Source organism: Streptomyces malaysiense (assembly GCF_000980885.2).
Classification (GTDB): domain Bacteria; phylum Actinomycetota; class Actinomycetes; order Streptomycetales; family Streptomycetaceae; genus Streptomyces; species Streptomyces malaysiense.
The window spans coordinates 1-26,912 of sequence record NZ_LBDA02000032.1 but is presented as its reverse complement, the minus strand read 5'-3'; the positions used below and the strand labels follow the sequence as shown (position 1 = coordinate 26,912).

Annotated in this window: 13 protein-coding genes; 11 read left to right on the top strand and 2 right to left on the bottom strand. The window is 73.4% G+C overall.

Annotation, left to right across the window (positions count from 1 at the left end; all coding sequences use genetic code 11):
• The first annotated feature begins 131 nt into the window (after positions 1–131).
• The 9 genes from VT52_RS14295 to VT52_RS14255 all read left to right on the top strand — a co-directional run bounded on the left by VT52_RS14295 (position 132) and on the right by VT52_RS14255 (position 16,442).
• A complete protein-coding gene (locus VT52_RS14295) occupies positions 132–356 on the top strand; it encodes an MbtH family protein (protein ID WP_046423247.1) in 225 nt (74 codons plus the stop codon).
• Positions 349–2,172 carry a condensation domain-containing protein gene (locus VT52_RS14290; RefSeq protein WP_053055564.1) on the top strand — a complete coding sequence of 608 codons (1,824 nt, stop codon included), beginning with the start codon at positions 349–351 and terminating at the stop codon, positions 2,170–2,172. Before VT52_RS14295 ends, VT52_RS14290 begins: the two co-directional genes overlap by 8 nt.
• A complete protein-coding gene (locus VT52_RS39410; RefSeq protein WP_053055563.1) occupies positions 2,169–5,351 on the top strand; it encodes a non-ribosomal peptide synthetase in 3,183 nt (1,060 codons plus the stop codon). The genes VT52_RS14290 and VT52_RS39410 overlap by 4 nt, the downstream gene beginning before the upstream one ends.
• A gap of 21 nt (positions 5,352–5,372) precedes the next feature.
• A complete protein-coding gene (locus tag VT52_RS14280; RefSeq protein WP_046423243.1) occupies positions 5,373–8,624 on the top strand; it encodes a non-ribosomal peptide synthetase in 3,252 nt (1,083 codons plus the stop codon).
• 98 nt (positions 8,625–8,722) lie between these two features.
• Positions 8,723–10,264, top strand: a complete 1,542-nt coding sequence (locus VT52_RS14275; protein WP_053055562.1) for an amino acid adenylation domain-containing protein — start codon at positions 8,723–8,725, stop codon at positions 10,262–10,264.
• Positions 10,265–10,340: 76 nt separating this feature from the next.
• Positions 10,341–11,738 (top strand): MFS transporter, encoded by a 1,398-nt coding sequence (locus VT52_RS14270; protein ID WP_053055561.1) that lies wholly within the window; start codon positions 10,341–10,343, stop codon positions 11,736–11,738.
• Between the two features lie 232 nt (positions 11,739–11,970).
• On the top strand, positions 11,971–12,858 hold the full coding sequence (locus tag VT52_RS14265) for a squalene/phytoene synthase family protein (RefSeq protein WP_046423240.1): 888 nt from the start codon (positions 11,971–11,973) through the stop codon (positions 12,856–12,858).
• A 435-nt stretch (positions 12,859–13,293) separates the two neighbouring features.
• Positions 13,294–13,611, top strand: coding sequence for an SCO0607 family lipoprotein (locus VT52_RS14260; RefSeq protein ID WP_046423238.1), 318 nt, complete (start codon positions 13,294–13,296; stop codon positions 13,609–13,611).
• Between the two features lie 230 nt (positions 13,612–13,841).
• Positions 13,842–16,442 (top strand): MXAN_6230/SCO0854 family RING domain-containing protein, encoded by a 2,601-nt coding sequence (locus VT52_RS14255; RefSeq protein ID WP_046423237.1) that lies wholly within the window; start codon positions 13,842–13,844, stop codon positions 16,440–16,442.
• Between the two features lie 115 nt (positions 16,443–16,557).
• Here VT52_RS14255 and VT52_RS14250 read toward each other — a convergent pair whose 3' ends face one another.
• Complete coding sequence (locus VT52_RS14250) at positions 16,558–19,905, bottom strand: lectin (RefSeq protein WP_046423235.1); 3,348 nt, start codon at positions 19,903–19,905, stop codon at positions 16,558–16,560.
• A gap of 1,941 nt (positions 19,906–21,846) precedes the next feature.
• Between VT52_RS14250 and VT52_RS14245 the strand changes: the two genes are divergently transcribed.
• On the top strand, positions 21,847–23,256 hold the full coding sequence (locus VT52_RS14245; RefSeq protein ID WP_240509755.1) for a hypothetical protein: 1,410 nt from the start codon (positions 21,847–21,849) through the stop codon (positions 23,254–23,256).
• Positions 23,253–25,910 carry a phospholipase D-like domain-containing protein gene (locus tag VT52_RS14240; protein WP_046423231.1) on the top strand — a complete coding sequence of 886 codons (2,658 nt, stop codon included), beginning with the start codon at positions 23,253–23,255 and terminating at the stop codon, positions 25,908–25,910. The genes VT52_RS14245 and VT52_RS14240 overlap by 4 nt, the downstream gene beginning before the upstream one ends.
• A 70-nt stretch (positions 25,911–25,980) precedes the next feature.
• Here the strand turns inward: VT52_RS14240 and VT52_RS14235 are convergent, their stop codons facing one another.
• Positions 25,981–26,817: a DUF429 domain-containing protein gene (locus VT52_RS14235; protein WP_046423230.1), complete on the bottom strand. Its 837-nt coding sequence runs from the start codon at positions 26,815–26,817 to the stop codon at positions 25,981–25,983.
• Between the last annotated feature and the right edge of the window lie 95 nt (positions 26,818–26,912).

The window sequence follows — 26,912 nt, the reverse complement described above, 5'->3', positions numbered from 1 at the left end:
CGCCGGCCACCCGGCCCACCGCTCCCGCGGCCCCGCCCGGGACGACCCTCGCCGCGGGCCCGTGACACCCGCCCCACACTCCCGCCGTACGACCCGTACGGCACCCGGAACGGACACCCCGAGGACCTGCCATGAGCAACCCCTTCGAGAACGACAACGCCGACTACCTCGTCGTGCGCAACGACGAGCTGCAGCACGCCCTGTGGCCCGCGACCGTGGCCGTCCCCGCCGGCTGGACACGGGTGCACGGCCCCGGTACGCGGCAGGACTGCCTCGACCACGTGGAGCGCAACTGGACCGACATGCGGCCCGCGTCCCTGGTCGCCACCCTCGCCGGGAACCAGGCCCGTGACTGACCTCGACCGCCGCGCGACCACCACCCTGGCCCACGAAGGCGCCGCCCGGGGGCGGAACCCGGTGGATCCCGCCGGGACGCTGTGCGCGCTGATCGCGGACGTCCTCGGGCTGGCCGCCGTCGACCCGGGGCAGAGCTTCACCGGGCTCGGCGGTGACAGCATCCAGGCCATCCAGGTCGTCAGCCGGGCCCGCCCCGCCGGGCTCCTCGTCACCACCCGTGAGGTGCTGCGCAGCGAGACCGTCGCCGCGCTGGCGGCCGGTGCCCGCGCGGTCGGTCCCTTGGGTGCGGGCGCCGGGCCCGCGCGGCCCGCCCGCCGGCTCGGCCCGTTCGCGCCGACCCCGATCATGGCGTGGCTCGGGGAGCTGGGCGGTCCCGTCGACACGTACAACCAGTCGCTCGTCGTGCGCACTCCGGCCGGTTTCGGCGCCGAGGACGCGGTGCGCGTCGTACAGGCCCTGCTGGACACCCACGACATCCTCAGGCTGCGGGTGCCCGGTGGGGCGGGCGCGGCCGGCGCGCAGCCGACGGTGCCGCCGCCGGGGAGCGTCGACGCCCACGCGCTGGTCGAGTCGGTGGCGGCGGGCGCCGCCACCGACGAGGAGCTGCCCGGTCTGACGACGCAGCGCATCCGGGCCGCGCGGCGGCTGCTCGCGCCCGCCGAGGGGATCGTGCTGCGTGCCGTCCACATCGACCGCGGCCCCGCCCGGCAGGGCCGACTGGCCCTGGTCGTGCACCACTTGGCGGTCGACGGTGTGTCCTGGCGCATCCTCCTGGACGATCTGCGCGTCGGCTGGGAGCGGCTCTCCGAGGGCCGCGAGCCCGGCCTGGCGCCGGTGCCGACCCCGTTCGCGCACTGGGCCGGCCTGCTGCGCGCCGACGCCACCTCGGGCCGCCGGATGGCGGAGGCCGGCCGGTGGGCCGCCACCCTGCGCCCGGCGCCCGAACCGCTCGGCGGTGTCTGCGCGTTGGACCGCCTGGACGCCGAGAGCGCCGTCAACCGGTACACCCTGGATCTGCCCCCGGACGTCACCGGGCCGCTGCTCACCGTCACGCCCGGTCTGGTCAACGGCACGGTGAACGACGTCCTGCTGACCGGTCTCGCCCTCGCCGTCCTGGCCTGGCGGCGACCCGGCACCGGTGACGGTGACGGTGACGGCGGTTCGGTGCTCGTGGACGTCGAGGGGCACGGCCGGGAGGAGATCACGGACGGCCTGGACCTGTCCCGCACCGTCGGCTGGTTCACCACCGTGTACCCGGTCCGCCTCGACCTCGGACGGCCCGATCTCGCCGACGCCCGCGCCGGCGGTCCCGCCGCCGGAGCGGCCCTGCGCCAGGTCAAGGAGACGCTGCGGGCGATCCCGGACCACGGCATCGGCCACGGTCTGCTGCGGTACGCCAACAGCCGTACCGGCCCGGGGCTCGCGGCCCTCGGCATCCCCGAGATCGGCTTCAACTACCTGGGCCGCTTCCCCATGGGCGACGCCGCCGACTGGTCCGCCGCCCCCGGGCACGACTTCGGCCTCGACGACGCCGACGAGGGCCTGCCGATGGCGCACGCCGTCGAGGTCAACGCGGCCGCGCACGAGGGCCCCGCCGGGCTCACCCTCAGCGCCACCTGGACCTGGGCGGGCAACGCCTACCCGGCCGGCCGGGTGCGGGCGCTCGCCGACGAGTGGTTCGCGATGCTGCGGGCCCTCGCCCGGCACACCGCGCTGCCCGGCGCCGCCGGACTGACCCCGTCCGACGTGTCCCTCACCGGCCTCAGCCAGGCCGACCTCGACGCCTTCGAATCCCAGCTCGGAGAAGTGCTGTGATCCCCCTGTCCCACGCCCAGCGCCGCCTGTGGTTCCTGTGCCGCGACGGCGACCCGTCCGGCCTGCACAACATCCCCGTGGCGCTGCGCCTGCGCGGCGACCTCGACCGCGCCGCCCTCGCGGCCGCCCTCGCGGACGTGAGCCGCCGGCACGAGGCGCTGCGGACCGTGTTCCCCGACGAGGACGGCCGCCCCCGCCAGCACGTCCAGGAGCCGGGCGCCGCACCGGACCTGACCGTCACGGTCCGCCCGGCCGCCGAGCACGCGGAGCTCGCGCGCCGCGCCGCCGGCCGGCCCTTCGACGTGGCCACCGAAGTCCCCTTGCGAGCCCACCTGTTCACCGACGAGGCAGACGAGCACCGGCTGCTGCTGGTACTGCACCACATCGCCGGTGACGGCGCCTCGCTCGATGTCCTCGTCCACGACCTGGCCGCCGCCTACACCGCCCGCGTGCTGGGCGGAGACCCGGAGTGGCCCGAACTGACTGTGCAGTACCCGGACTTCGCCCTGTGGCAGCAGGAGGTACTGGGTGACGCGGAGGACCCGGACTCCCTGCACGCCCGGCAACTCGACCACTGGGCGCAGGCGTTGGCGGGCCTGCCCGAGGAGCACGCGCTGCCCACCGATCGGCCGCGTTGCGCCGTCGCCTCGTACCGCGGCGCCGTGGTGCGCGCCGAGGCCGGTGCCGCCGTCCACGCGGGGCTCGCCGCGCTGGCCCGCGAGCGGCACGCCACACCGTTCATGGCCGTCCAGGCGGCCTTCGCCGCGCTGCTCACCCGGCTCGGCGCGGGTACCGACCTGCCCCTGGGCTGCCCCGTGGACGGCCGTGACGAGGAGGCCCTGCACGATCTCGTCGGCCTGTTCGTGGACACCGTGGTGGTGCGGGCCGACACCTCGGGCGACCCCGCCTTCACCGAGGTGCTCGACCGGGTCCGCGACGCCGTGCTCGACGCCCACGCCCACCGCGACCTGCCCTTCGACGCGCTGGTCGAGCGGCTCAACCCGCCACGCTCGCCCGGCCGTCACCCCCTGTTCCAGATCGCGGTGGCGAGCCAGCGGGACGCGGACGACGAGCCGGTCTTCCCGGGTCTGCGGGTGCGCACGGAGGTGGTGCGCACCGCCACCGCGAAGTTCGACCTGACCCTGGAGGTGGACGAGCGTCACGACCCGGCGACCGGAGCGCCCGCCGGGATCGGCCTGGCCCTGGAGTACGCCGCCGACCTCTTCGACGCCGGCACCGCCCAGCGGCTCCTCGACCGCCTGGTCCGCCTCGCCGCCGCCGCCGTCCACGACCCCGTAGCCCCGATCGCCGCCCTCGACCTGCTGACCCCCGCCGAGCGCGCGGACCTCCTGCACGGCTGGCAGGGCGCCCCCGCCGAGCCCCACGCCACCACCGTGCACGCCCTGTTCACCGCGCGGGCCGCCGCCCACCCGGAGCGGACGGCCGCCGTGTGCGGTGGACGCGAGGCCACCTACGGTGAACTCGACGCGCTCTCCGACCGGTTGGCCGCCCGGCTCGCCCGACTGGGCGTGCGGCACGGCGACACCGTCGCGGTGCTGATGGACCGCTCGGTGGAGCTGGTCGCCGCCACCCTCGGCGTACTGAAGGCCGGCGCGGCCTACCTCCCGCTGGACGCGGCCGCTCCGCCGGCCCGTTCGGCGGCGATCGTCGCCGAGGCCGGGGCGGCCGTGCTGATCACCGGCGCCGCCGGGGCCGCCCCCGGTCTCGGCGTCCGGCACACCCTGCGCGTGGAGGACGGCGACGGCGGCGCGGACGGTGACGGCGGCGCCGCCCCGGACCGTGCCGGCGCCCACCCCGACGGCCTCGCCTACGTGATGTACACCTCCGGCTCGACGGGCACCCCCAAGGGCGTCGCCGTCTCGCACCGCGAGGTCGTCGCCCTCGCCGTGGACCGCCGATGGCGCGGCGGCGCCCACGAGCGCGTCCTCTTCCGCTCCCCGCACGCCTTCGACGCCTCCACCTACGAGTTGTGGGTGCCGCTGCTGAACGGCGGCCTCGTCGTCATCGCTCCGCCCGGCGACCTGGACGTCCCCGCCCTCGCCGCACTCATGGCGGAGCAGCGGGTCACCGGCACCTTCCTGACGGCGACCCTCTTCAACGAGCTCGCCGACCGCTGCCCGGACCGGCTGGCCACGCTGGCCGAGGTGATGACCGGCGGTGAGGCGGCCTCCCCCGCCGCCGTCCGGCGGGTCCGCGAGCACTGCCCCGGCACCACCGTCACCAACGCGTACGGGCCGACCGAGGCGACCACCTTCGCCGCCACGTTCGCCGTGGCCCCCGGAGCGCCGCTCCCGGACGGGCAGGTGCCCATCGGCCGCCCCCTGGACGGCACCCGCCTGCACGTCCTCGACGACCGACTCGCCCCGGTGCCGCCCGGGGTGACCGGCGAGCTGTACATCGCCGGGGCGGGCCTCGCACAGGGCTATCTGGGCCGCCCCGGGCTCACCGCCGAGAGGTTCGTCGCCTGCCCGGCGGGGCCGCCCGGCTCCCGGATGTACCGCACCGGCGACCTCGCCCGCTGGAACACCGCGGGGCAGGTCGAATACCTCGGGCGGGCCGACCGCCAGGTCAAGATCCGCGGCCTGCGCATCGAACCGGGCGAGATCGAGAACGTGCTCGGCGGGCACCCGTCCGTCGGCCGGGCCGCCGTGACCGTCGTACCCACCGCGGCCGGACCGGCCCTCGCCGGGTACGCGGTGCCCGCCGAGGGTGCCGCCCCCGACCCCGCCGAGCTGCGCCGGCATCTGCGGGCCGCCCTGCCGGACTACCTGGTGCCCCTGACGATCACCGTGCTGGAGCGCTTCCCCGTCACGGCGAACGGCAAGACCGACCTGGCCGCGCTGCCCGCCCCGGCCCCGGCCGAACGGCCCTACGAGGCACCGCGCGACGACACCGAACGGGCGCTCGCCGCCCTGTGGGAGAAGTTGCTGGGCGCCGATCGAGTGGGTGTCCACGACAACTTCTTCGAACTCGGCGGGCACTCCCTGCTCGCCACCCGGCTGCTGGCGGAGATCCGCTCCGGCCTCGGCGCCGCGGTCACCGTCCGCCGCTTCTTCGCCGGACCCACCGTCGCCGAACTCGCCCTGGCCACCGCCGAGTCCGCCGCCGCGCCCGAACCGCCGATCGTGCGCCGCGCCCGCCGCGGCCGTCCCGCCTGACCACCGACAAGGAAACGCACCGTGAGCGAAACCGCCGCCCCCGCGGACCCGAACTCCTCCGCCGCCCCCACCGCCTCCCGCGTCGAGGACGTCCTGCCCCTCTCCCCGCTCCAGGAGGGCATCCTCTTCCACGCGCTCTACGACGAGGACGAGAGGGACGTCTACGTCGCCCAGTTGCTCCTGGATCTGGCCGGGCCCCTCGACGCCGAGCGGTTGCGGGCCGCCGCCGACGCGGTGCTGCGGCGCCACGCCAATCTGCGCGCCGGCTTCCTGCGCCGCGCCTCCGGTGAACCCGCGCAGGTCGTACGGCGCGAAGTCCGGGCCCCGTGGGCACAGACGGACCTGAGCGGACTCGGCGAGGCGGAGCGCGCGGCCGCCGTCGAGACGCTGCTGGCCGAGGACCGGGCCCGCCGCTTCGACCTGGCCCGCCCGCCGCTGCTGCGCTTCACCCTCGTCCGCACCGGCCCGCTCAGCCACCGCCTGCTGCTGACGTACCATCACATCCTGCTGGACGGCTGGTCGTGGCCCGTCCTGGTCCGCGAGCTGCTGGCTCTGCACGACGCCGGTCCGGACGGCGCCGCGCTGCCGCCGGTGACGCCGTACGCGTCCTTCCTGCGCTGGCTCGAAACACGCGACAGGGACGCGGCCCGGGACGCCTGGGGGCGGGCGCTGGCCGGGCTCTCCGGCGGCAGCCGTACCGCGCCGGTCTCCGCGGCCCCCTCGGGGCTGCTGCCGCAGCGGGTGGAGACCGTGCTGCCGCGGCCCCTGACCGAGCGGCTCACCGCGCTCGCCCGGGGCCACCGGATCACCCCGGGCACGCTGCTCCAGGGCGCCTGGGCGCTGCTCCTCGGCAACAGGCTGCGTTCCTACGACGTGGTCTTCGGCGCGGTCGTCAGCGGTCGCTCCCCCGAACTGCCCGGCGTCGCCGACATCGTCGGCCTGTGCCTCAACACCGTCCCGGTGCGCGTCCGCATCGACCCCGCCGAACCCCTGATGGGGCTGTTCACCCGGCTCCAGGACGAACAGGCGAGCCTGATCGAGCACCACCACCTCGGCCTCACCGAGATCCAGCGCACCGCCGACGCGGGTGAGTTGTTCGACTCCTGTGTCGCCTTCCAGAACTACCAGGCCGACGCCGAGGGGCTCGCCTCGCTGTCCGCGCTGTCGACGGGCGACCTCCGCGTCGTCGGTGTCGACCCGCACGACGCGGCGCACTACCCGCTCGCCCTCACCGCCATCCCCGGGGAGCGGCTGCGCCTCCAGATCGACCACCGGCCGGACGTCTTCGACGCCGAGGACGCCCAGGCCCTGCTGGACCGCCTGGTCCGCCTCCTGACGGCCGTCGCCGACGACCCGGAGCGCCCGGCCGGCGCCGTCGACCTGCTGTCCCCGGCCGAGCGCCACCGCGTCCTGGTGTCCTTCAACGACACGGCACGCGACGAGGACTTCGCCGAGGTCACCGACCGGGTACGGCGTCAGGCCGGGCTGCGCCCGGACGCCGCGGCGGTCACCGACGACACCGGCCGGACGCACACGTACGCCGAGCTGGTCACCCGCGCCGACGCGCTCGCCCTGCGGCTGCGCGCCGAGGGAGCGGGCGAGGGCGATCTGGTCGCGGTGCTCAGCGAGCCGACCGCCCGGGTGCCGGTCGCCGTGCTCGGCATCCTCGGCGCCGGCGCCGCCTATGTGCCGCTCGACCCCGAGGGCCCGGTGGCGCGCACCGCGGACCTGCTCGCCGCCGGGGGCGTGACCTGGCTGCTCGCCGCGCCCGAACAGCGGTCCCGCGCCGAGGAGATCGCCGCCGCGGTGGCCACCGTACGGCTGCTGTTCCTCGACGACGCGCGGCCGGCGCCGGCCCCCGTGCCGCCGGCCACCGCCGGCGGCCCGGACGCGCTCGCCTACGTCTGCTTCACCTCCGGCTCCACCGGCCGTCCCAAGGGCGCCATGGTGCACCGGCGCGGCATGAACAACCACCTGCTCGCCAAGCTCGACGACCTCCGGCTCACGCCTGCCGACCGCGTCGTGATGAACGCGCCGCTCACCTTCGACATCTCGGTGTGGCAGATGCTCGCGCCGCTGATCACGGGCGGCCGGGTGCACCTGGTCTCCCGTGACGTCGCCCGCGACCCTGCGGTGCTCTTCGCCGCCGTCGCCGAGCACTCCGTCACCGTGATGGAGACCGTGCCCTCCTTCGTCCGCGCGGCCCTCGACCTCTGGGACTCCGGCACGCCGGCCCCCGGACTCCCGTCGCTGCGCTGGTTCATCGTCAACGGTGAGGTGCTGCCGCCCGAGCTGTGCGAGCGCTGGTACGACCGGCACCCGGAAGCGGCGATCGTCAACGCCTACGGTCTCACCGAGTGCTCGGACGACAACACCCACGCGCTGATCACCCGGGACGTGAACGCCCAGCTGGAACAGGGCAGGCTGCCCGTCGGCCGGCCGCTGCGGAACAACCGGCTGTACATCCTCGACCCGACCCTCGCGCCCGTACCGCCCGGTGTGCCCGGGGAGTTGTTCATCGCCGGGACCGGCGTCGGGCCCGGCTACCTGAACGACCCGCGGCGCAGCAGCGAACGCTACGTCCCCGACCCCTTCGCCCCCGAGCCGGGCGCCCGGATGTACCGCACCGGTGACCTCGCCCGGCTGCGCGCCGACGGGCAGCTGGACTTCCTCGGCCGCCAGGACCACCAGGTCAAGATCCGCGGCAACCGCATCGAACTGGGCGAGGTGGAGACGGCGTTGCGTGCCGCGCCGGGCGTCGGCGACGCGGTCGTGGCCGTGGACCGTGACGGCGCCGGCCAGCAGCGGCTCATCGGCTACGTCACCGGCACCGCCACCCCCGACGAGATCCGCGCGGCGCTCTCCCACACCCTGCCGAACTACATGGTCCCCTCGCTGCTGCTGCCTCTGCCCGCGCTGCCGCTCACCACGAACGGCAAGGTGGACCGCAAGGCGCTGCCGGATCCGGCGAGCCTCACGCGCTCCGCCGGGCGGGCGCCCTCGGGCCCCGGCGAGCAGGCGGTCTGCGACCTCTTCGCGGCGGTCCTCGGGCTGTCCGCGGCGGGCCCGGACGACGACTTCTTCGCCCATGGCGGGCATTCGCTGCTCGCCACCCGGCTCACCGGCCGGCTGCGTACCGAACTCGGCGCCGAACTGACCATCCGCGACCTGTTCGAGACGCCCACCCCCGCGGGTGTCGCCGCCCGTCTCGCCTCGGCCCGGCGGGCCCCGGCCCGCCCGGCCCTGCGGGCGCGCGCGAGGGACGGCGCATGAGCCCCGTCGTGCCGGTGGCCGCCAACCGCGGACCGGCCACGCATCCGGCCGTGTCCTCGACGTGTCCCAGTCCGGCCGTACCGACCAGGAGATCCCGCATGACCGCCACCGACCTCCCCGTACCGCTGCGCATCGCCCGGCAGGCGGCGGCGACCCCCGACGCCACGGCGGTGAGCGGGCCCGAAGGCGAGCTGACGTACCGTCAACTCGACCAGCGGGCACGCGTGGTGGCCGGGGATCTGCGTGCCGCCGGTGCGGGCCCCGAGGACACGGTGCTGGTCGGTGTGGGCCGGGGGGCCGACTGGGCCGTCGCGGTGCTGGGCATCTGGTACTCCGGTGCCGCGCCGCTGCTCGCCGACCCGGCGACGCCCGACGAGCGGCTGCGCACCCTGCTGGCCGCCGCCGGCACCCGGTACCTGGTAGCCGCGGACCACGCGGCCGCGGCCGCCCTCCAGCACCGCGCCGGCACCGAGCTGTTCTGGGCGGCGACCGGCGGGGCCGGGTCCGGCGTCCCGGACCTCGTCCCGGCGCGGCCCGCGCCCGGCGCTCTCGCCTACGTCCTGTTCACCTCCGGCTCCACCGGCGCGCCCAAGCCCGTCGCGGTCGGGCACCCCGGCCTCGCCCGGCAGACCCTCGTGCTCGCCGAGCGCTACGGCCTGACCGGTGCCGACCGGGTGCTCCAGTTCGCCGCGCCCGCCTTCGACGTGTCGCTGGAGGAGGCCCTGCCCACCTGGTGCACGGGCGGCGCCGCCGTCTTCGTCGCCGACAACATGGTCTCGCCCGGCGAACTCGAACCCTTCCTCGCCGGGCAGCGGATCAGCGTCGTCAATCTGCCCACCCCCTACTGGGCGCAGTGGGCGAAGGACGTCGAGCGCCGGCCCCGCCCGCTGCCGGCGTCCCTGCGCCGGGTGGTGATCGGCAGCGACGCCGGCCGCACCGCGGACCTCCGCCGCTGGTACGACGCGGGCGGTCCTCCGGTGACCAGCGCGTACGGCCTCACCGAGTCGACGATCACCGCGACGTGCCACGAGGCCCGCGCCGCCGGGCTCGACGGCGCGGACGGGGCCGACGAGGTGATTCCGCTCGGCGTGCCGCTGCCCGGTGTGCGGGCGTACGTCCTCGACGAGGAACTGGCGCAGGCGGCGGACGGGGAGGCGGGCGAACTGTATCTGGCCGGGGCGTGCCTGGCACGCGGTTACCACGGCAGGCCCGCGCTGACCGCGGAGCGCTTCGTGCCCGACCCGTTCGCCGAGGAGCCGGGGCAGCGGATGTACCGGACGGGCGACCGGGTGCGCCGGTCCGCCGACGGCACGCTCCGCTTCCTCGGCCGCGCGGACGACCAGGTCAAGGTGCGCGGCCACCGGGTGGAGCTCAAGGAGGTGGAGGCGGCGGTCGGCGCGCTGCCGGACGTGGTGGACGTGGTCGCCCGCGCGGTGACGCACCTGGGCGAGGTCCAGGTGGCCGCCTACGTCGCCGCCGCGCCGGGCCGGACCCCGGACCCCGCCGAGCTGCGCCGCAGCCTGAGCTCCCGGGTACCGGCCCACCTCGTCCCGGCCCACCTCACCGTCCTGCCCCGGCTCCCCCGCACCCCGGGCGGCAAGCTCGACCCGAGGGCCCTGCCCGGGATCACCGTCGGCTGACCGGCACCGGGGTAGCCCCACCGCTCCGGCCATCGCGCGGCGCCCGCCGCCCTCCACCAGACAAGGAACGTCTCTCGTGTCCCAGCCCACGGCCTCGTCCGGCCCCGCCTCCCCCGCGGAACCCGGGTCCGGCCCCGCAACCGATCCGGACACCGCGACCGACACGCCCGCCACGTCCGGATCCGGTGCCGCCGAGGCGGCACCCGGCGACATCGACTCCGGGCCCGGCGAGTCCGCCCCGTCCTCCCGGCAGCGGCGCGACTTCCGCCGGTTCATGGCGTCGCACATCTGCAACGAGCTCGGCAACAACATCACCTACGTCGCCCTCCCGCTGACCGCCGTGCTGACCCTGCACGCCTCGGCCTGGCAGGCCGGTCTGCTCGCCGCGGCCGAGCAGGCGGCGTTCCTGCTGTTCGGGCTGCCCGCCGGCGCCTGGGTCGACCGGATGCGCCGGCGAAACGTCATGATCGCCGCCGATCTGACGCGCGCGGTGCTGCTCACCGCGGTACCGGTGGCCTGGCTGCTGGACCTGCGCTCCATGACGCTGTTGTACGTGGTGGCCCTGCTGCTGGGCTGCGCCCGGCTGTTCGGCGATGTGGCCGACCAGAGCTATCTGCCCACCCTGGTCGGCCGCTCGACCCTGGTGAGCGGCAACTCGCGCCTGGAGACGGTGCGTTCGACGGCCGAGCTGGCCGGTCCCGGCATCGCGGGCTTCTTCGTCCAACTCCTCGGCGCGGTGGGCACCCTGGCCGGGCAGGCGGTCACCTCCCTCGTCTCGGCGGCCCTGCTGGGCCGGATCGAGGCGCGCGAGGACCGGCCGTCGCCCGCCGGACGCGGCCCGCTCCTGCACGAGATCCGCGAGGGCCTGCACCATGTGCTGCGCAACCCGGTCCTGCGGGTGATCGCCCTCAGCACCGCGTCCGTCAACCTCTTCCTCAGCGGGATCTTCGCCCTGGAGACGCTGTTCCTGACCCGCACGGTGGGCCTGCCGCCGGCCGCGGTCGGCTGGGTGCTCACCACGGCCGGCGTCGGCTCGATGCTCGCCGCACTGGTCACCGAACGTCTCTCCCGCGCCCTCGGCGAGGCCCGTCTCACCTGGCTCTCCCTGCTGGTCACGATGCCCTTCGGCCTGCTCCTCCCGCTGACCGGCCACGGCTGGCGCGTCGCCCTGTTCGTGCTCGGCGCCCTGATCCAGTCGGCCGGTGTCACGACGTACAACATCTGCCAGGTCAGCTACCGCCAGACGGTCTGCCCCCCGCACCTGCTGGGCCGGATGACGGCCACCATGCGCTTCCTGGTCTGGGGCGTGCTCCCGCTCAGCGGTCTGCTCGCCGGCGGCCTCGGACAAGTCGCCGGTGTGCGCGGCGCCTTGTGGTTCCTGACGGCCGCCCTGTCGGCGACCCCGCTGGTCCTGCTGTGCTCCCCGCTGCGCCGGATGCGCGCGTTCGACACGGGCACCGCCGTCGCCCGGTAGCCGCCCACGGCCCCGAAGGACGGGCCGGAGGCGCTTCGGGGTCACACATCGCCTCCTCGCATGCCGTCCCCGCGCGAGCCGTCCGGGACCCCGGACCCCTCACCCGGGCGAGGCCGACCCGGCACCGGCCCGGCCCCGGGACGGCGGCGCGCCCGGACCACGAGACCGGGCGCGCCGCCGCGACGGGCACCCGGCTGTCCGAGAGCGGCCGCCCGAACCCTAGGATCGGTCCATGCGAGGGTGGACGAAGAGCCTGGACGCCGCCGGTGTCCGGGAGCCGGGACTGCGCAGGGACTACGGCCGTCAACGGCGGTCGGTACGACGCTTCCGGCGCACCGCGTACCTCGCGGCCAGGCTGCTGCTGCCCCGCGCCCTGCTGCCGCACGTGGTGGCCGCGACCGCCGTGATGCACCACGGCGACAACCTGCTGGACACCGGCCCCCTGCCGCGGCGCGAGGCGGCGTGGGCCTCCTGGGAGCGGCAAGTACGGGACGCCCTGCGGACGGGTACGAGCGACAGCCCGCTCCTGCGCACCCTCGCGCACACCGTCTCCGTCCACCCCCGGCTGGGCGGCCTCGTGGAGACCTACCTGGCGACCGCGACCGCCGAACTGCGCTTCACCGGCCTCGCCACCGAGGCGGACTACCAGGCGTACGTGGACGCCTACTCTTACCCCGGCTTCATGCTCGTCGCCGGACTGCTCGCGCCGGAAGCGGACGACATGCCGTACCGCGCCGCATGCCGGACCTTCATCGAGGGCAGTCAGCGCCTCGACTTCGTCAACGACCTCGCCGAGGACGTCCAGGAAGGACGCACAGGCATCCCGGTCGAGGCGATGGAACGCTTCGGGATCACCATGGACGACCTGAGGACCGGCGCCGGCGGCTCGGCCCTTCGAGAACTGATGGCCGATCAAATCACGCTCGCGCAGACCTCCCTGTCGGCCGCGAGACCCCTGTGCACCCTCACCTCGCCCGGCGGCCGACGTCTCGCCGGCGCACTGGTGGAGATCGAACTCCTCACGGCGGAAGCCGTACTCGCGCGGGGCACCGGAATACTCCGCGGTTCCGTGAACCCGCCGCTGGGCAGAACCCTGCGCGTTCTGACGCACAAGCACTGACCGCCGCCGCGGCGATCTCGGTGACGGTTCACGGCCGGGTGCCATCTCGTCGAGAACTTCCGCACACAAGACGGGAGTTCGGTCCGGCTCCGCCGCGCGGGGCACCGCACGGGCGGCAGCGTCCCGGTGCCTCCTCGGTTGACATCGGCCGGCCGGTGCCGGCCCGCTCCGCCGAAGTCCGGGCCCGCGGCCCGCGGCCGGGGCCCGGAGGGGGCCCCGCGGCCCCGGCCCCGGGCACTCTCGCGAGAGCCGCGCCGAGCCGTCCGGCCGGTCAAGTGGCGCGCCGACAAGGCGACAAGAGGGGAGAGGGGCACCTCTGCGCAGAGGTACTCACGCTTGCGGCCCCCGTGAATGAGTACGTGCGCCCATCCGCCCGCTCCCGCCCTTCCTCCAGGCTTGGTGCGTCACAGACCGTTCCCGCGGAAGGGGAAACACATGACCACGCACCGCGCCCGCCGACGGGCCACCGGGACCGCCGCGGCACTCGCGGCCTGCGTCACCGCCGCCTCCGCCGCACTGCTGGCCGGCTGCACGACAGCCGACGCGATCTGCTCGGACGGCCAGTACCCCGTGCAGAACATCGGCGCGACCGGGGGCCAGTGCGTCGACGACGGCCACGAGGTCCCGAAGGGCACCTTCCGTTATCCCGAGGACAAGACCCCGAAGCACGTCGACGACAAGTGGGACATCTACTGGCAGACGCACACCATCGACAAGCACGGCGCCATCGTCAAGGCCCCGCAGGACTCCTGACGGCCGCCCGGCGCACGACCCGGCAAAAAGGCAAGTGTCCGGTGACCGAGCACCCTTGTGGCACCGACCGGTTAATTCGTTTGGCTCGCGGCAGGCGTTGTGATGGGATCAGGGCAACGGGGGCGGCTCCCCGGCGCGCATCCTTCTCACCTTCTTCGAAAAAAGACCCGGCGCGCCCACTCTCCGCCCCCGTTCTTCTGTCCCGGGTCATCGTGGAGGGGAATCCCCTGTTGCTCGCTGCCGAGTCCGTACTGCTGCGCCGAATCCAGACCGTCTACGTGGACACACCGTCCGCGTCCGGCAGCGGAACAGGACCGGCACTGCGCCGGCTGGAGGCCGAACTGCTCGGCCGCGGTCATGTCCCGTCCGCCGAACTGCACACGGCACTCGGCTCATTGACCTCGCAGGAGCTGGCGGCCGCGCACTCCCGGCTGGTCGGGCTCGTCGACGGCCTGCTCGGCAGCGACCGCGTGCACGTCCCGCTCTTCCGCCGCTTCCCGCACACCGTGCCCCGGGACACCGAGGCGCTGTACGTGGACCGGGTCTTCGCCTTCCTGCTCCAGCAGCCGGACCACCCCTGCGTGCTGTGCGGCGAGGCCCGCACGGTGTTCCCCGTCTCGCCCTGCGCCCACCTGGTGTGCCGGCTGTGCTGGGACGGATCCGACTACGCGGGCTGCCCGGTCTGCCACCGGCGGATCGACGCGGACGACCCCTTCCTGCGACCGGTGCGTGCGGTCGGCGCCGCCAAGGCACCGCGGCCCGGCCCGCTGCGGCTGCTGCGCGTCGGCGCCGACCGGGCCGCCGACGCCACCGCCGTGGTGGACTCCCTGCTCGCCCGCCGCACCCCGCTCTCCCCGCAGGACCGCGACGACCTGCTGACGCTGCTGCCGCTCACCCCGGCCGGCCGGGGCCTGCTGCCGGAGGAGATCCCGGTCCGGGAGACCAAGGCACTGGTGCTGGGCGCGCTGCTGCGCGAGCCCCCGGCCGGGCTTCCCGCGCGGAAGCTGCTGACCGAGCGGCTCACCACCGCCACCGACGTGCTGCGGCTGCTCGCCGTGCTCTCCGGCGGCGACGCCGGACTGGTGGCCCTGTCGTCCTTCACCAGCCCGCCGCGCCCGCTGCGCCGCGAACTCCTCGTGGCCCTCGACGCCCTGCCGACGCCGTACCTGGTGGAGGACGTGCTGCGGCACCCCACGGCGTGGAAGCGGGCCGCGGAGGTACTGCACCCCTTCGAACGGCACTCCCGGCATCCGCGGGCCGCCCTCGCCTTCGCCGTGCTGCGCGGGACCCGGGTGGATCCCGGCACGGCCTTCGGCGCCGCTCTGCTGGCGACGGCCGCCGCGCACCCGGACGCCGTCCGGGTCGACGGCGTCCGGCTCCGCCCGGCCACCTGGGCCGGACGCCTGGAACAGGCGGTGGCCGAGGGCGACGCGGGCCGGGCCGCGGCCCTCGCCGGGGAGCGCCCCGGCGAACTGGTGCGCCGTCTCGACCTGTTGCTGCGCCTGCACACCGGCGACACCCTCGTGCCGGAGCTGGAGAAGGCCCTGCTGCACGGCCTGCCGAAGGTGGGCCCGGGGCCGCTGCTGTCGGCGTTCGGGGCCCTGCGGGTCCGTACCGAGGATCGGGCCGGCCGCCGCCGGGTGTTCTTCCCGCGCGGCGAGGTCACCCGCGCCCTGTCCGTGCCGGAGCGGCGGGCCCCGCTGCCCGCCGGGCTGGCCACGGCGGCGGTCACGCTGCTGGAGGCCGAGCTGCTGCGCCGGTTCGCCGCCGGGGAGCCGTACGAGCTGTCGGTGCTGGACGCGGGCCTGGCCGACCTCACCGTGCCGTTCACCGAGCGGTCCACCGCGAAAGCGCTCGTCTCGGTGCCCCGGGGCAGCACCCAGACGCTGCCCGAGGGCGCGGTGCTGCGGCTGTTCCTGCACTGGACCGAACCCCATGGCAACCGCACCGACCTTGACCTGTCGGTCGCGTTCTTCGACGCCGAGTGGCAGTTCACCGGCTTGTGCGACTACACGAACCTGGTGCACGGCACGCGGGCCGCGGTCCACTCCGGTGACCTCACCTCCGCCCCGGCCCCGCGAGGCGCGACCGAGTACGTGGACCTGGACCTGGAGCTGCTGGCGGAACGCGGGGACGCCTACGCCGTCCCGCTCGTCCTCAGTTTCAACAACGTGCCGTTCGAGGAGTTGCGGGACGCCTTCGCGGGCTTCATGGCGCTGCCCGAGCAGGGTCCGCGTGACGCCTCGTACGACCCGCGCACGGTCCGCCAGCGCTTCGACCTGGCGGGCGACTCGCGCGTGTGCCTGCCGATGGTCGTGGACCTGGGCAGGCGCCGGGCGCTGTGGACGGACGCCCATCTGCCGTCCACGAACGGCTTCCAGAGCATCGGCTCGCACGGCGGCACCCAGCTGGCCACGGTGGCCCGGGACCTGTGGGAGCAGTTCGGCTCCGGCAACCGGACCACCCTCTGGGACCTGACGGTACGGCGGGCCGCGGCGCGCTCCCCCGAGGTGGCGGTGGTGTGCCGGGACCCGGAGCCCGCACTGCTGCGGTACCGGCGCCGACCGGACGAGGACGCGGCCGCGTTCGCCGCCCGCGTCTCCTCCCTCCGGGCGGCCGAGGAGCGGCTGCCGCACCCGGACCCCGACACGGCGGCGGCCGAACTCGCCTCCGGCACACGGGTGTTCCTGGCCACGGTGCAGGGCACCATCGGGCCCGCACGCGCCTCGGGCACGTACTACCGCCTCTTCCCCGGAGCCGGGGACGCCTCGCAGGACCTGGTCCGTGTGACCGCCGGGGATCTGGTCGCCGAGCTGAGCGGCGGCTCGTAGGAGCCCGCCCGCTCCCGTCCTCGTCAGGACGGGAGCGGGCGGGATTGGACGGGATCGGAGGGGAGCGGGCGGGAGTCGGCGGGCAGGGCCCACCGTCATCGGCGCCTGCCGGACCTCACCGGCCGAAGCCGTAGGCGAACAGGTGGTCGCTGCCCGTCGAACCCGTCACCGGCAGGGTGATCGAGGCCACCTGCTTGGACGGGTCGAGCGGGATCTTCGTGGCGAAGACGTAGGTCTTCACGCCGTCGCGGCCGCCGCTGCCCGTGTTCCGGTAACCCGTGGTGAGAGCCGTGGTGTCACCCGCCATCGGCTTGGTCGAACCGGCGTTGAGCGTCCAGTCCGAGAAACCGACCGTCGCCTTGGCGGTGGTGCCGTCGGTGTACCTGACGGTCATCGTGCCCGAGACCCCGCTGCCGTCGGTCGGTGCGTTGGTCGCCGTGCCCAGCAGGCCCAGCGACGCACCCGACGTGCCGGCCGGCATCGGGATGGTCTGGCCGGCCATCTCCAGGTTGTCCGGCCGACCGGACGCGATCGCCGGCCAGGTGTAGGAGACGCCGTCGACCGTGAGGGTGGAGCCGCCGGTGGCGCCGGCCGCCGACAGCGCGTTCTGCGAGAACGCCCAGCCGCCGTGGTCGAAGCCGCCGGAGAAGGTCGTACCGTCGGGGTAGACGCCCTCGTTGGTGTCGTACGGCCACAGTTCGCCGGCCTTGGCCACGGCGACCCGCAGGGCCGCCCCGTTCAGTGGTGTCCCGGTGCCGTGGTCGGTCAGCGCGAAGGTGACGGGGAACGTCCCCTCGCTCGCGCCGGCCGTCACATGGATCTTCGCCTCGGCGCTGCCCGAGGCGGGCACCTTCACCGAGCCGGACGCCGGGTCGAGCGTCACGCCCGAGGGAGCCGTCGCCTTCCAGTCGACGGTGACGTCCTTGCCGCCGAGGTTGGTGAGGCCGAGTGTGCCGTCACCGGAAGTGCCCGGCTGGAGCACGAGGCCGTCACCGGCCGGGCCGGCCGCGGCCAGGACACGGCCCCCGCCCGTGGTGTCCGACGGCGGCGCCGCCGCCGGGCCGGAGGCCCAGGACTTGTCCGGCTGGGTGCCGAGGGTGAAGTCCAGGGTGCCCGCGCCCTTGAACTGCCCGTACGTCAGCCAGGAGCTGTTCCACCGCTTGCCCTTGACGTCGAGCGACCGCACGTACGGGGCGTCGGGCGCCGCCTGCGGCGCGTTGATCCGCACCGTCCTGCCGCCGGCGAGCCTCACCTGCGCCACCGGGAAGGCCGGGCTGCCGAGCGCCAGGATGTCCGTGCCCGGGGTCTCGGGGTACATGCCCAGCTCGGACCAGACGTACCAGGAACTCATCGCGCCGAGGTCGTCGTTGCCGAAGGAGCCGACCGGGGCGTTGAAGTACAGGTTCCGCTGGGCCGCCCGGACGGCCTCCTGGGTCTTCCACGGCTGCCCCGTGTAGTCGTACTCCCAGGGGATCTCCACGCTGGGCTCGTTGCTCAGGTTGGCGTCGGTGTTGCCGGGGTCGGTGATGTCGTCGAGCAGGCTGTCCAGGTAGGACGAGTACGCCTGGTCACCGCCGCGCGCCTGGATGAGCTGCTTCAGGTTGAACGGGACCATCGGCGTGTACTGGGCCGACGTGCCCTCGACGAAGCCGTTGGAGGTGCCCGGGGTGAACCCGCCGGCGAACCGGCCGTCCTTGTCCTTCGCCTGCATGTATCCGGTCTGCGGGTTGAAGACGTTCATCCAGTCCTGGGCGCGGGTGGCGAACTTCCGGTAGACGGACGTCCTGCCCAGCGACTTGGCGAAGGCGGCGAGGGCGTAGTCGGCGGAGTCGTACTCCAACTGGGTGGAGACGGGACCGTAGAAGTTGCAGCACCCGTAGTCGTTCTCGTCCAGCGGGAGGTAGCCCTTGGCGTCCCGTACGGACTCGCCGGGACGGTCGTTGTTCGGGGCGGTGGCCTCGTGCTGGAGGGCGGCGAGGGCCTTGCCCGTGTCGAAGCCCCGGGCGCCGAAGGCGTACGCGTCGGCGATGATGCCGGCCGCCGGGTCACCGACCATGACGTAGCTCTCGCCGTTGTTGGAGGCCCACTTGGGGAGCAGGCCCGTCTGGTCGTAGCCGTTGAGCATCGAGGTGACCACGTCGCTGGTGACCCTGGGCTCGGCCATCGCCATCAGCTGGGTCTGGGAGCGGTAGGTGTCCCAGCCCGAGTAGTTGGCGTACTGGGCCCGTTGCCCCTTGGCCAGTTTGTGGATCTGGTTGTCCATGCCCATGTACTGTCCGTTGTCGTCCGAGAAGACGTTCGGATGCAGCAGCGCGTGGTAGAGCGCCGTGTAGAACTGCACCTGCTGGTCCCGGGTGCCGCCGCCGATCCGGACTCTGTCCAGCACCGCGTTCCAGGCGTCGTGGTTCGCCCGCCGCACCGTGTCGAGGTTCCAGTTCTTGATCTCGCTGGTGAGGTTGTGCGCCGCGTTGGCGTCGCTGGTGTACGAGATGCCGACCTTCGCCCTCACCGTGGGGTTCGAGGAGGTGTCGAAGGTCACGAACATCCCGTTCGCGCCCGTCGTGGGCGGCTGGGCGGTCCTGCCCGCGGCGGACGGCGAGGGCGTGGCGCCGGAACCCGGGGCCGGGGACGGCGTGCCGGAGGAGCCGGCGGGGCCGTGCACGGTCGGGGACGGGGCGGCGGGAACGGTGAAGTGCTTCTCCTTCACCGGCTTCGACGGGTGCGTCTGCGGGGCGGGCTCGGCCCTGCCCGCCTTCAGCGACGTCGCGTCGGGGTTGACGGTGCTGCCGACCCAGGTGCCGCTGCTGGTGAACGGCCGGTCGAACTTGATGTCGAAGTGCAGGGTGTAGCGGTTCTTCGCACCGCAGAAGTGGCCGCTGTCGACGGAACCGCTGATCTCCTTCCTGTTCACCACCTGGACGCGGGTCCCGTCCACCTGGGTGGCGCCGCCGCTGAGCTTGAACAGCAGGTTCGCCCGGCTGTCCGCCGGGAAGGTGAAGGAGCCGAGGCCGGCGCGGGTGGTGTCGGTCAGCCGGGTCGTGACGCCGTTCGCGTCGGTGACCTGGTACGACCCGATGCCGGTCCGTTCGTCGGCGTGGCTGAAGCCCGCGGACGCGTTGCCCAGGTCGCCCGAGAGTTCACCGGTCACCGGCAGGATGGGCAGGTCTCCGGCGACACCGCAGCCGGGTCCGGAGACATGGGTGAGGCTGAAGCCGGAGATCTTCTTGTCGGCGTACTCGTAGCCACCGCCCGAGGGCCGGTGGGGCGTGGTGTCCGGACCCCACTGCACCATCCCGGCCGGCATGTCGGGACCGGGGAAGGTGTCCACCTCTCCGGACGTGCCGATCAGCGGGTTGACGAGGGACGCGGGATCCTTCACCAGGGATGGTGGCGCGGCGCTCGCGGCATGGGCGCCCCCGATCGCCGGGAGCGGGAATGCCGCGATGCCCAGGACGGAGATCACGGCCAGGCGTTGACGAACTCTCTTCCGGTCACGTGGCGCGGCTGAACGTCGGGGTCGGACCATCGGTTGCCTCCGCAGCGTTTCGTGCTTCGCACAGGTGCTGATGTGCCGAAGGGCAGGGACGTCGTGCGGGCCTCGGTGCCGGACGCCTCGATCGACGGCCTGACAACGTTGCCATACACAGGTGACGAGTGAAACGCGCGGGCTCACGGCATGTCAACGAGGCCAACAGCATTTTCTGAGAGCGAAGTTCGCGGTCAGGGTCGGCCGGTACGGCGACGGCGCGGCCGGGACCGACGGCCCCCGGCCGCGTGCCGGCCCCGCTCCGGCCCCGGCGAACTGCGCTTTCCCGAAACGGAGTTCACCGGCCCTCCCGTCGGGCGTGTCCGGCGGCAGCGTGCCGGCCCCGGCCCGACCAGCCGGAAACCGGGTCCGGGTCCCGGCACTCCTCGGGCGGGAGAACCCGCGCCGCACCGCCGACGGGGACGCGGAGGAGCGGCGAGGAGGCGGGCCGCGCACCGTGCTGAGGCTCCGTCAGCGTTCGACCGGGCCAGCGGCGCCGTGAGCACGACCGCCGGGCCGGGAAGACCTCCCGCATCGCGAAAGCGACGAGCAACGCCCCGGCCGCCTCCCGCCCCGGTCACACCTCGTGGCGCGCGGCACGGGCGAGCGGCGCCCGTTCGACGGGAAGCTCCGCCGGCCGTCCCCCACGGACGGCACGCCCGCCTCCCTCGGGCGCCTGGAGCGGGAACACGGCGCCGGACGGTCCGGTGCGGGTCGCCGCCGAAGTGCCTGATGCTCTCGTACCGGCACCACGAGGACACACGGGCAGAGCAACCGCGGCCGGCCGACGCGTCACCGTCCGCGTGACACCACCCGGCCACTCCACCGGCCCCGGCGCCCCGCGCGCGACGACCGGGACGGCCACGACTCCCCCGGCCCACTGCCCCTACGGGCCGCGGCCCGGCGAGCCCCACCCGAACCCGTCGTCCACCGACCGCCGCCCGACCACCGGCCGACGGCCGGATCCGCGCATCGCACGGGCTGCGACAGCACGGACTTCGACGGCGAGCAGGCCCGCACGACAGGCCCACGAAAACACGACGAGGACCATGACCCCAAGGTCATGGTCCTCGTCGCGAGATGTGTCCGAGGGGGACTTGGACTCTCCACTCGGACACCAGCCCATTGGGGCGTGTCTCAGAAGTGGCCTTCTGAGGTGCAGGCCCTCGTTCGCTGGTGCGGATGATGACGAAGATCGGCAGCTCGGCGAACGAATAGTCGATTGCCTGTCGGCGACGGTCCTGGATCCAATGACCGACATGATCACCCGGGCGCGCCCGCCGCGGCGCGACGTGACGAACGCAGACCACCGGCCCCGGCCGGCGCGCGATCCGGGCGAACCGCGACCGCATCGTCCCAAGGGCCCTGCTGCGAAAGATCGCGAACCGTCGGCGGCCGCGCAGCAGGCTCAGAGCCGCCCTGACCACCGCGGTCCCGCAGGGCATCTGGGAGCCGGGAACATGCAACCGCCCTGCATGTGGACGGCATGGCGGAGCCCGTTAACGCGCTGTCTGTCGTCTGCTGCCCCATGGGGTTCGTGAATCGATCGCCTGCGTCAGCACCGAACTCAACCGGGCGTTGTCGAAAGCCAAGTCTCGGACGCCCTTGAGGCGAGATCGGGCGTGTCCCGGCAACTTCCCCAGTCCAGTCGACGGTACTGGCCTCTCGTCCGAGATCAGCATCTACCCTGAGGCAGGGTCAGGTAGCCCCTGTCGATGCAACGCTCCGGCAACCAACAAGAGGTGGCAAGTGACAGCGGATGTCCGTGGGCCGGCATGGGCGCTCGAGGGATTGGGCGTGCGGTCCGGGCGGTATCCCTTGGCGGTGGAGGGCCCGGTGATGCGGGCTGTGGACCGGTTGGTTCCCGGAGTGTCCACCGTGACCCGCTACATCCGTTACCACTCGCTGTACGCGGCGATCGCGGCGCACGCAGATCGGAACGCATGGGACATCACCGCCTGCCGCCGGTCGGTCCGCCGCAGCGAGGTCCTCCTGGCGGCGCTCCAGCATCACACGGAGGCAGACCCGGCGCGGCTTGCCCACGGGGCCGATCGGGTGCGGCGTTTCTGCGCTGAGGAACTGGAACTCGCGCGAGCTGCCGACGAGGAGCAGCTGAGCCAGTCGTACTCGCCCCGCCGCTGGGGCTTTTGGGACCAGTACGGCGGACCCGCCACGGTGCTCGGCACCGTGGACGTCCGGGACGGAGTGCTCAGACCCGGCCGACACCCGTGCCCTCCTGCCGTCAGGGAGCTCTTCGCCCCTGTGCTGTCTCTCGCGGCGCGGGACGTCGTGTCCTTGGCCGACCTGGAGACAGCGGGGCAGGCGGCTCTTGGTGTCCCGTGTGCGGCCGAGCGGGAATGGCTGACGGGCGTACTGACCGCAACCCGTGGCGGAGGAACCGACGCGCAGGGGGACTGGGAGGCGTCCGACCGCACGCGGCGTGCGACCCTACGTATCCTCGGCCGGGCGATCGATCTCCACGGCCATGACGGCGACGGGTACCAGGAGACGCTGCGCTCTGCGGTGGCCTTCGGCGAGGAGGCGACAACGGATCCCGTTCTGGCGGCGATTCCCGAGACGGCCGGTTGGCGGGGAGTGCTGCTGCGCCATTACTCCGTCGGCGCCTGGCGCCGGCTGTGGGCGGCATTGGTGGCCGATGTCGGCTCCAAGGACGGCGAGGCCGACCGGTCGGCCGAGGAACTGCGCGACTGGCTGGCGCAGCAGGCCCCGGATGCGGTTGTAGGGCGGGTCCTGGGCGATCTGCCTCCACTCAAGAACGCGGCGGGTCAGTTGCTGCCCGTCGAACGACAGCTCCTGGCGCAGGGTACCGATGCCCCGATGACCAATGTGCTGCTCCTGATGGTGGGTGCGCTGCGCTCCCGAGAGGGTCATCTGCCCGGCGACGTTCGGGCCGTCTTCCTGGGCCGTCAGCGGCGCTGGGCCGAGTTCCTCGACCCGACGTGGGTCGACGGCCTCATCGACGACTACGCCGACCGGCCGGTCCGCGACCTGGCCGCCCGGCTGGTGGACGACATGCTCGCCCAGTCCCGCAGAGTCGCTCTCGCGAAGCTGCGCACCGATTCCGCGACCGGCGGGCTGAAGATCTTCTCCCGTCTGCACCTTCGCAACGAGCGCTATTTCAAGACCGGTGACGAAGGAGACTCCGACATCGGCACCCGCATCCCCCAACTGGGCTCCTTGGCAGCGCAGCTGGGGCTCTTCGCCGTCCGCGACGACTGCCACACCGTCACCGCGGAGGGACGGCGAATCCTGGAGACGAACCCATGAGCGCGGCACGGCACACCCAGTTCGCATCCCCCGTCACGCTGCTTAGGGAGTGGAGCGAACGCAGCGATCAGCAGGCGCTGCATGAAGCGCTCTTCCTGGGTTTCACGGTTGATCTTCCCTTTCTGGAGAAGGTGGCCATACCCGTCGCCCGTGGTCTGGGGGCTCGCACCGCGGTGATCGGTGACGCGGCCCAAGGGCTGTACGACCCGGTTGATGTGCGCTTGGCCGGCCGCAGTTATCTGCACGGCCTGGCCTCCTGCCGGCGTGCGTTCCACCCCAAGGTCGTCCTTCTGATCGGGGAACATGCCTGCCGGCTCGCAGTGGGGTCGGGGAACCCGACGCTGTCCGGCTGGGGTGCCAACGACGAACTGTGGACGGTGGTGGAGACCGAGGACGACGATTCCCACGCACTCCTGGCCGACCTCTCCGACTGGTTGGAGGCACTGCCCTCCGCCGTGGAACTGGCCCCTTGGACAGTGAGTCATCTGACGGAACTGGCCGCTCTTCTGACCGAACGGCATGTCAACGCCCCGGCCGCACCGGAACCCGGTGCCCGGCTTCTGCACAATCTCCAGGAGAGTCTGCTGGACCAACTGCCGCTCGGTCCTGTCGACGAACTCCACGCGTACGCCCCGTTCGTCGACGAGGCCGGTCATGCCCTCAGCGGGCTGGTCGGCCGTCTGACACCCCGCCGCACCATCCTCGGGCTCCAGCCTCGCTGGTCCAGCTACGACGCCGGAGCGATCAAGAGGGCACTCGGCGGCTTCGACGCGCAGATCCGTTTTCTCGAGGAGACTCGGATGCGGCACGGCAAGTTCGTCGAATGGCAGGCCGACAGCCGTCGATACGCTCTCACCGGGAGCCCGAACCTCACCCGCGCCGCGCTGTGCACCAGCACCCGGGACGGTGGCAACTGCGAGCTCGCCGTACTCGCCGCCGACACTGCGCCGCTGCTTCCGAAACAGGGCCGCGTCACCTCACTCGCGACCCTGACGGGCCGCACCGTCCGGCCCTTCGAGTCCACCGGTCACACGCTCGTCCTACTGGGCGCGAAGACGGACAGCGAAGGCCTGCACGTCTCTCTGGCGCACCCCCAGCCCCTGCCTGTGGGGATCAGCACGTCTCCGGACGGTTCACCGGGTTCCTGGACGCGGACCGGAACCATTCCGGCGGGGGCGTCGGCCTGTTCCTTCCCGCTGCCGGAGGTTCCTGGTGCGGCGGTTCGTGCCACCTGCACGCGTCCTGACGGCACCACCGCCGAATCCGCCGTCGTCTTCGTCTACAGCCCCGTGCACTGCGCACGGCGCCACAGCGCCGACAGCGGTCCCCGGCTGAGATACGACTACACGGCGCAGACCCTGTTCGCCGACGAGCGTGCCGCACGCCGTTTCGAAACCGATCTGCTGCGCCTTCGCGAGCTCACCGCCGCAGCGTCCGCTCCTCGGGCGAGCCCGGCGGGAGACGCGACAGCGGGCTCGGTGGCATCGAGCGGCGTCGACCACTGGGACGCCTACCTCGCCGACTGCCGCCGGATGATCGGAGCGCCGTTGACGGATCTGGCGTTCGGCACCTCGCAGCTCGACCTGCCGCAGGCATCCTCGTCGCGGTGGATCGTATCGGCGGTCACCGTTGGCGTGCGGGAGGAGGACGACGAAGAGCACGAGGACGAGACGGAGGAGGCGGACCTACCCACCACGAGCGAGCCGCTCGCCCCCTACGTCGCGCCAGAGCAGCGTGCCCGTTGTCGCGCCTGGGCCCAGCGCTGGGTCGGGACGCTCGCGGGCCCTGACGGTTCAGCCGCAGCACCGGTTCCGGTCCGGCTGCTCGTGGCCAACCTGTACGTCCAGCTCCTGGCCGCGGGAGCCTGGGACGAGCAGGACCAGAGCTGGCGCGACGGACTCAGCCGCCTCCTCGAAGCACTCGGTTCCGAAGACCCGCCGAGCGAGGCGGACCACGACGCTCCGCCGGAGACCCGGCGACGACTGGACGCGGTGGCGGCCGTGGTGATGACACTGCTTGCCCAGGACGCCACTTTCACCGGCGGCGGCGAGCACGACGTACTGGCCGCCCGCGCCTGGCACGGCAGCAAGACGATGATCGCGCGTGCCGAGCCCGCCGAGGCGGAGGACCTGATGATCCCGCCGGAGCGGGCGCTCGCCCGCGTGGCGCCCTGGAGCGAGGTGGACAGACTCATCACCCTGGCACAGGAGGACGACCCCTACGCGGAGGTGGTCGAGGGGCTCACCGCGGCCGGCTGGTCGGTCACGTGCGAGGACGGCCTCTGGGAGATCACGGGCTCCTTCGGCAATCCGCTTCCGGTCGTGGCCAAGGCCGCCGAACGACTTGGACGGCACCACACCGAAGGCGTGCTCGTACGAGCCCGCAGCAAGAACCGCTGGGCCTTCATGGCGTGGGCGGACCCCTACCTGGTCCTGCTGAATCCCCCGGCACGCGTCTGGCGCACCTACCAGGTACGCCCCCCTGCCACACCGGAATCACGGTTCAGCGGCGGCGACCTTTCCGCGGTACCCGGCCGCGCCGGTTCTCCGACCCCGCTGCAGAAGGGCCCACCGGAAGCTCTCCGGAAGATTCTCGCCGAAGCAGGCCTCCTCTACCCGGAGTTGGTCAGTCGCCTGTTCACACTCGACACCTGACGGGGAAAGGAGGCGATCCGCGCCGTGACGCCACCGACGACGGCCCGTCGAGCGGCTGAGTTCCCTCGAATCACCTCGCCCCACGGTCACGCCGCTGCTCAGGGCGAGCAGGCGCGATGATGGTGGGAGCCTGACCCGGAGGCAGGGAGCTGTCCGCTCCGAGTACTTGGCAGCGCGCCAGTCCGTGCCGGAACCACAGCGCGGCCGTCCACGCACAGAGCAGCGCGTCGATGAGGTCCTCCCGATGCTTGTAGTCAGCTGCCTTCTGGGGTGAGGGCTCAGAAACCAGTTGACGGGAGACCGGGTGGGAGGAGAGCAGGAGGGGCGGATCGGCGGTGGCCAGGCCCGCCATGTGCCCGATCAGCCTGTCGCACTCCGCCGCCCGTACCGCCCGCCACTGTGCCGTCGGAACTCGTGCCGGTCGGCGCTTGTACGTGGGGCGTTCCTGGTCGTAGCCCAGCTCGGCGGCTCCGACCAGGGTCGTGTACGGATAGCACTCGGAGAAGACCAGACCACCGGTCGGCGGCCCGCCCCTGCCGTCGTCGTAGGCCCAGCCCGACTCCTGCAACCGTTCCCGCAGCAGCACTCCGGCCTGTCGGGGAGAGCTCTGGTTGGTGCTGTTCGCACTCACCTTCCAACGGCCGTACCGCTGGCCGACCTCCCTTTCGCACGGCCTCTGGCCGACCGGGTTGTCGACGACCAGCGGTGCGTCGACGAATGCCAGGGTCGATCCGTCGACGGCTGTCCTGGCCAGCCATGCCATCGTCTCGTCGAGGCCACGGGTCCAGCCGCATTCGATCACGACGCCGTGCGCGTCGATGGCGGCCACGCCTGTTTCATTGGGCTTGGCGCGGGCTCCGCTCTGTGCCCAGGCGAGGTCGATGCCTATGAACCGATCGATTTCCATGCAGCCGTGGTACCAGAGAACCGGCCCCTGATGTGAAGCGGGCCTCTTCCCTGCCGATCAGCCGGGGCCAGTGGCCAAGTGGCGGCAGAAATACC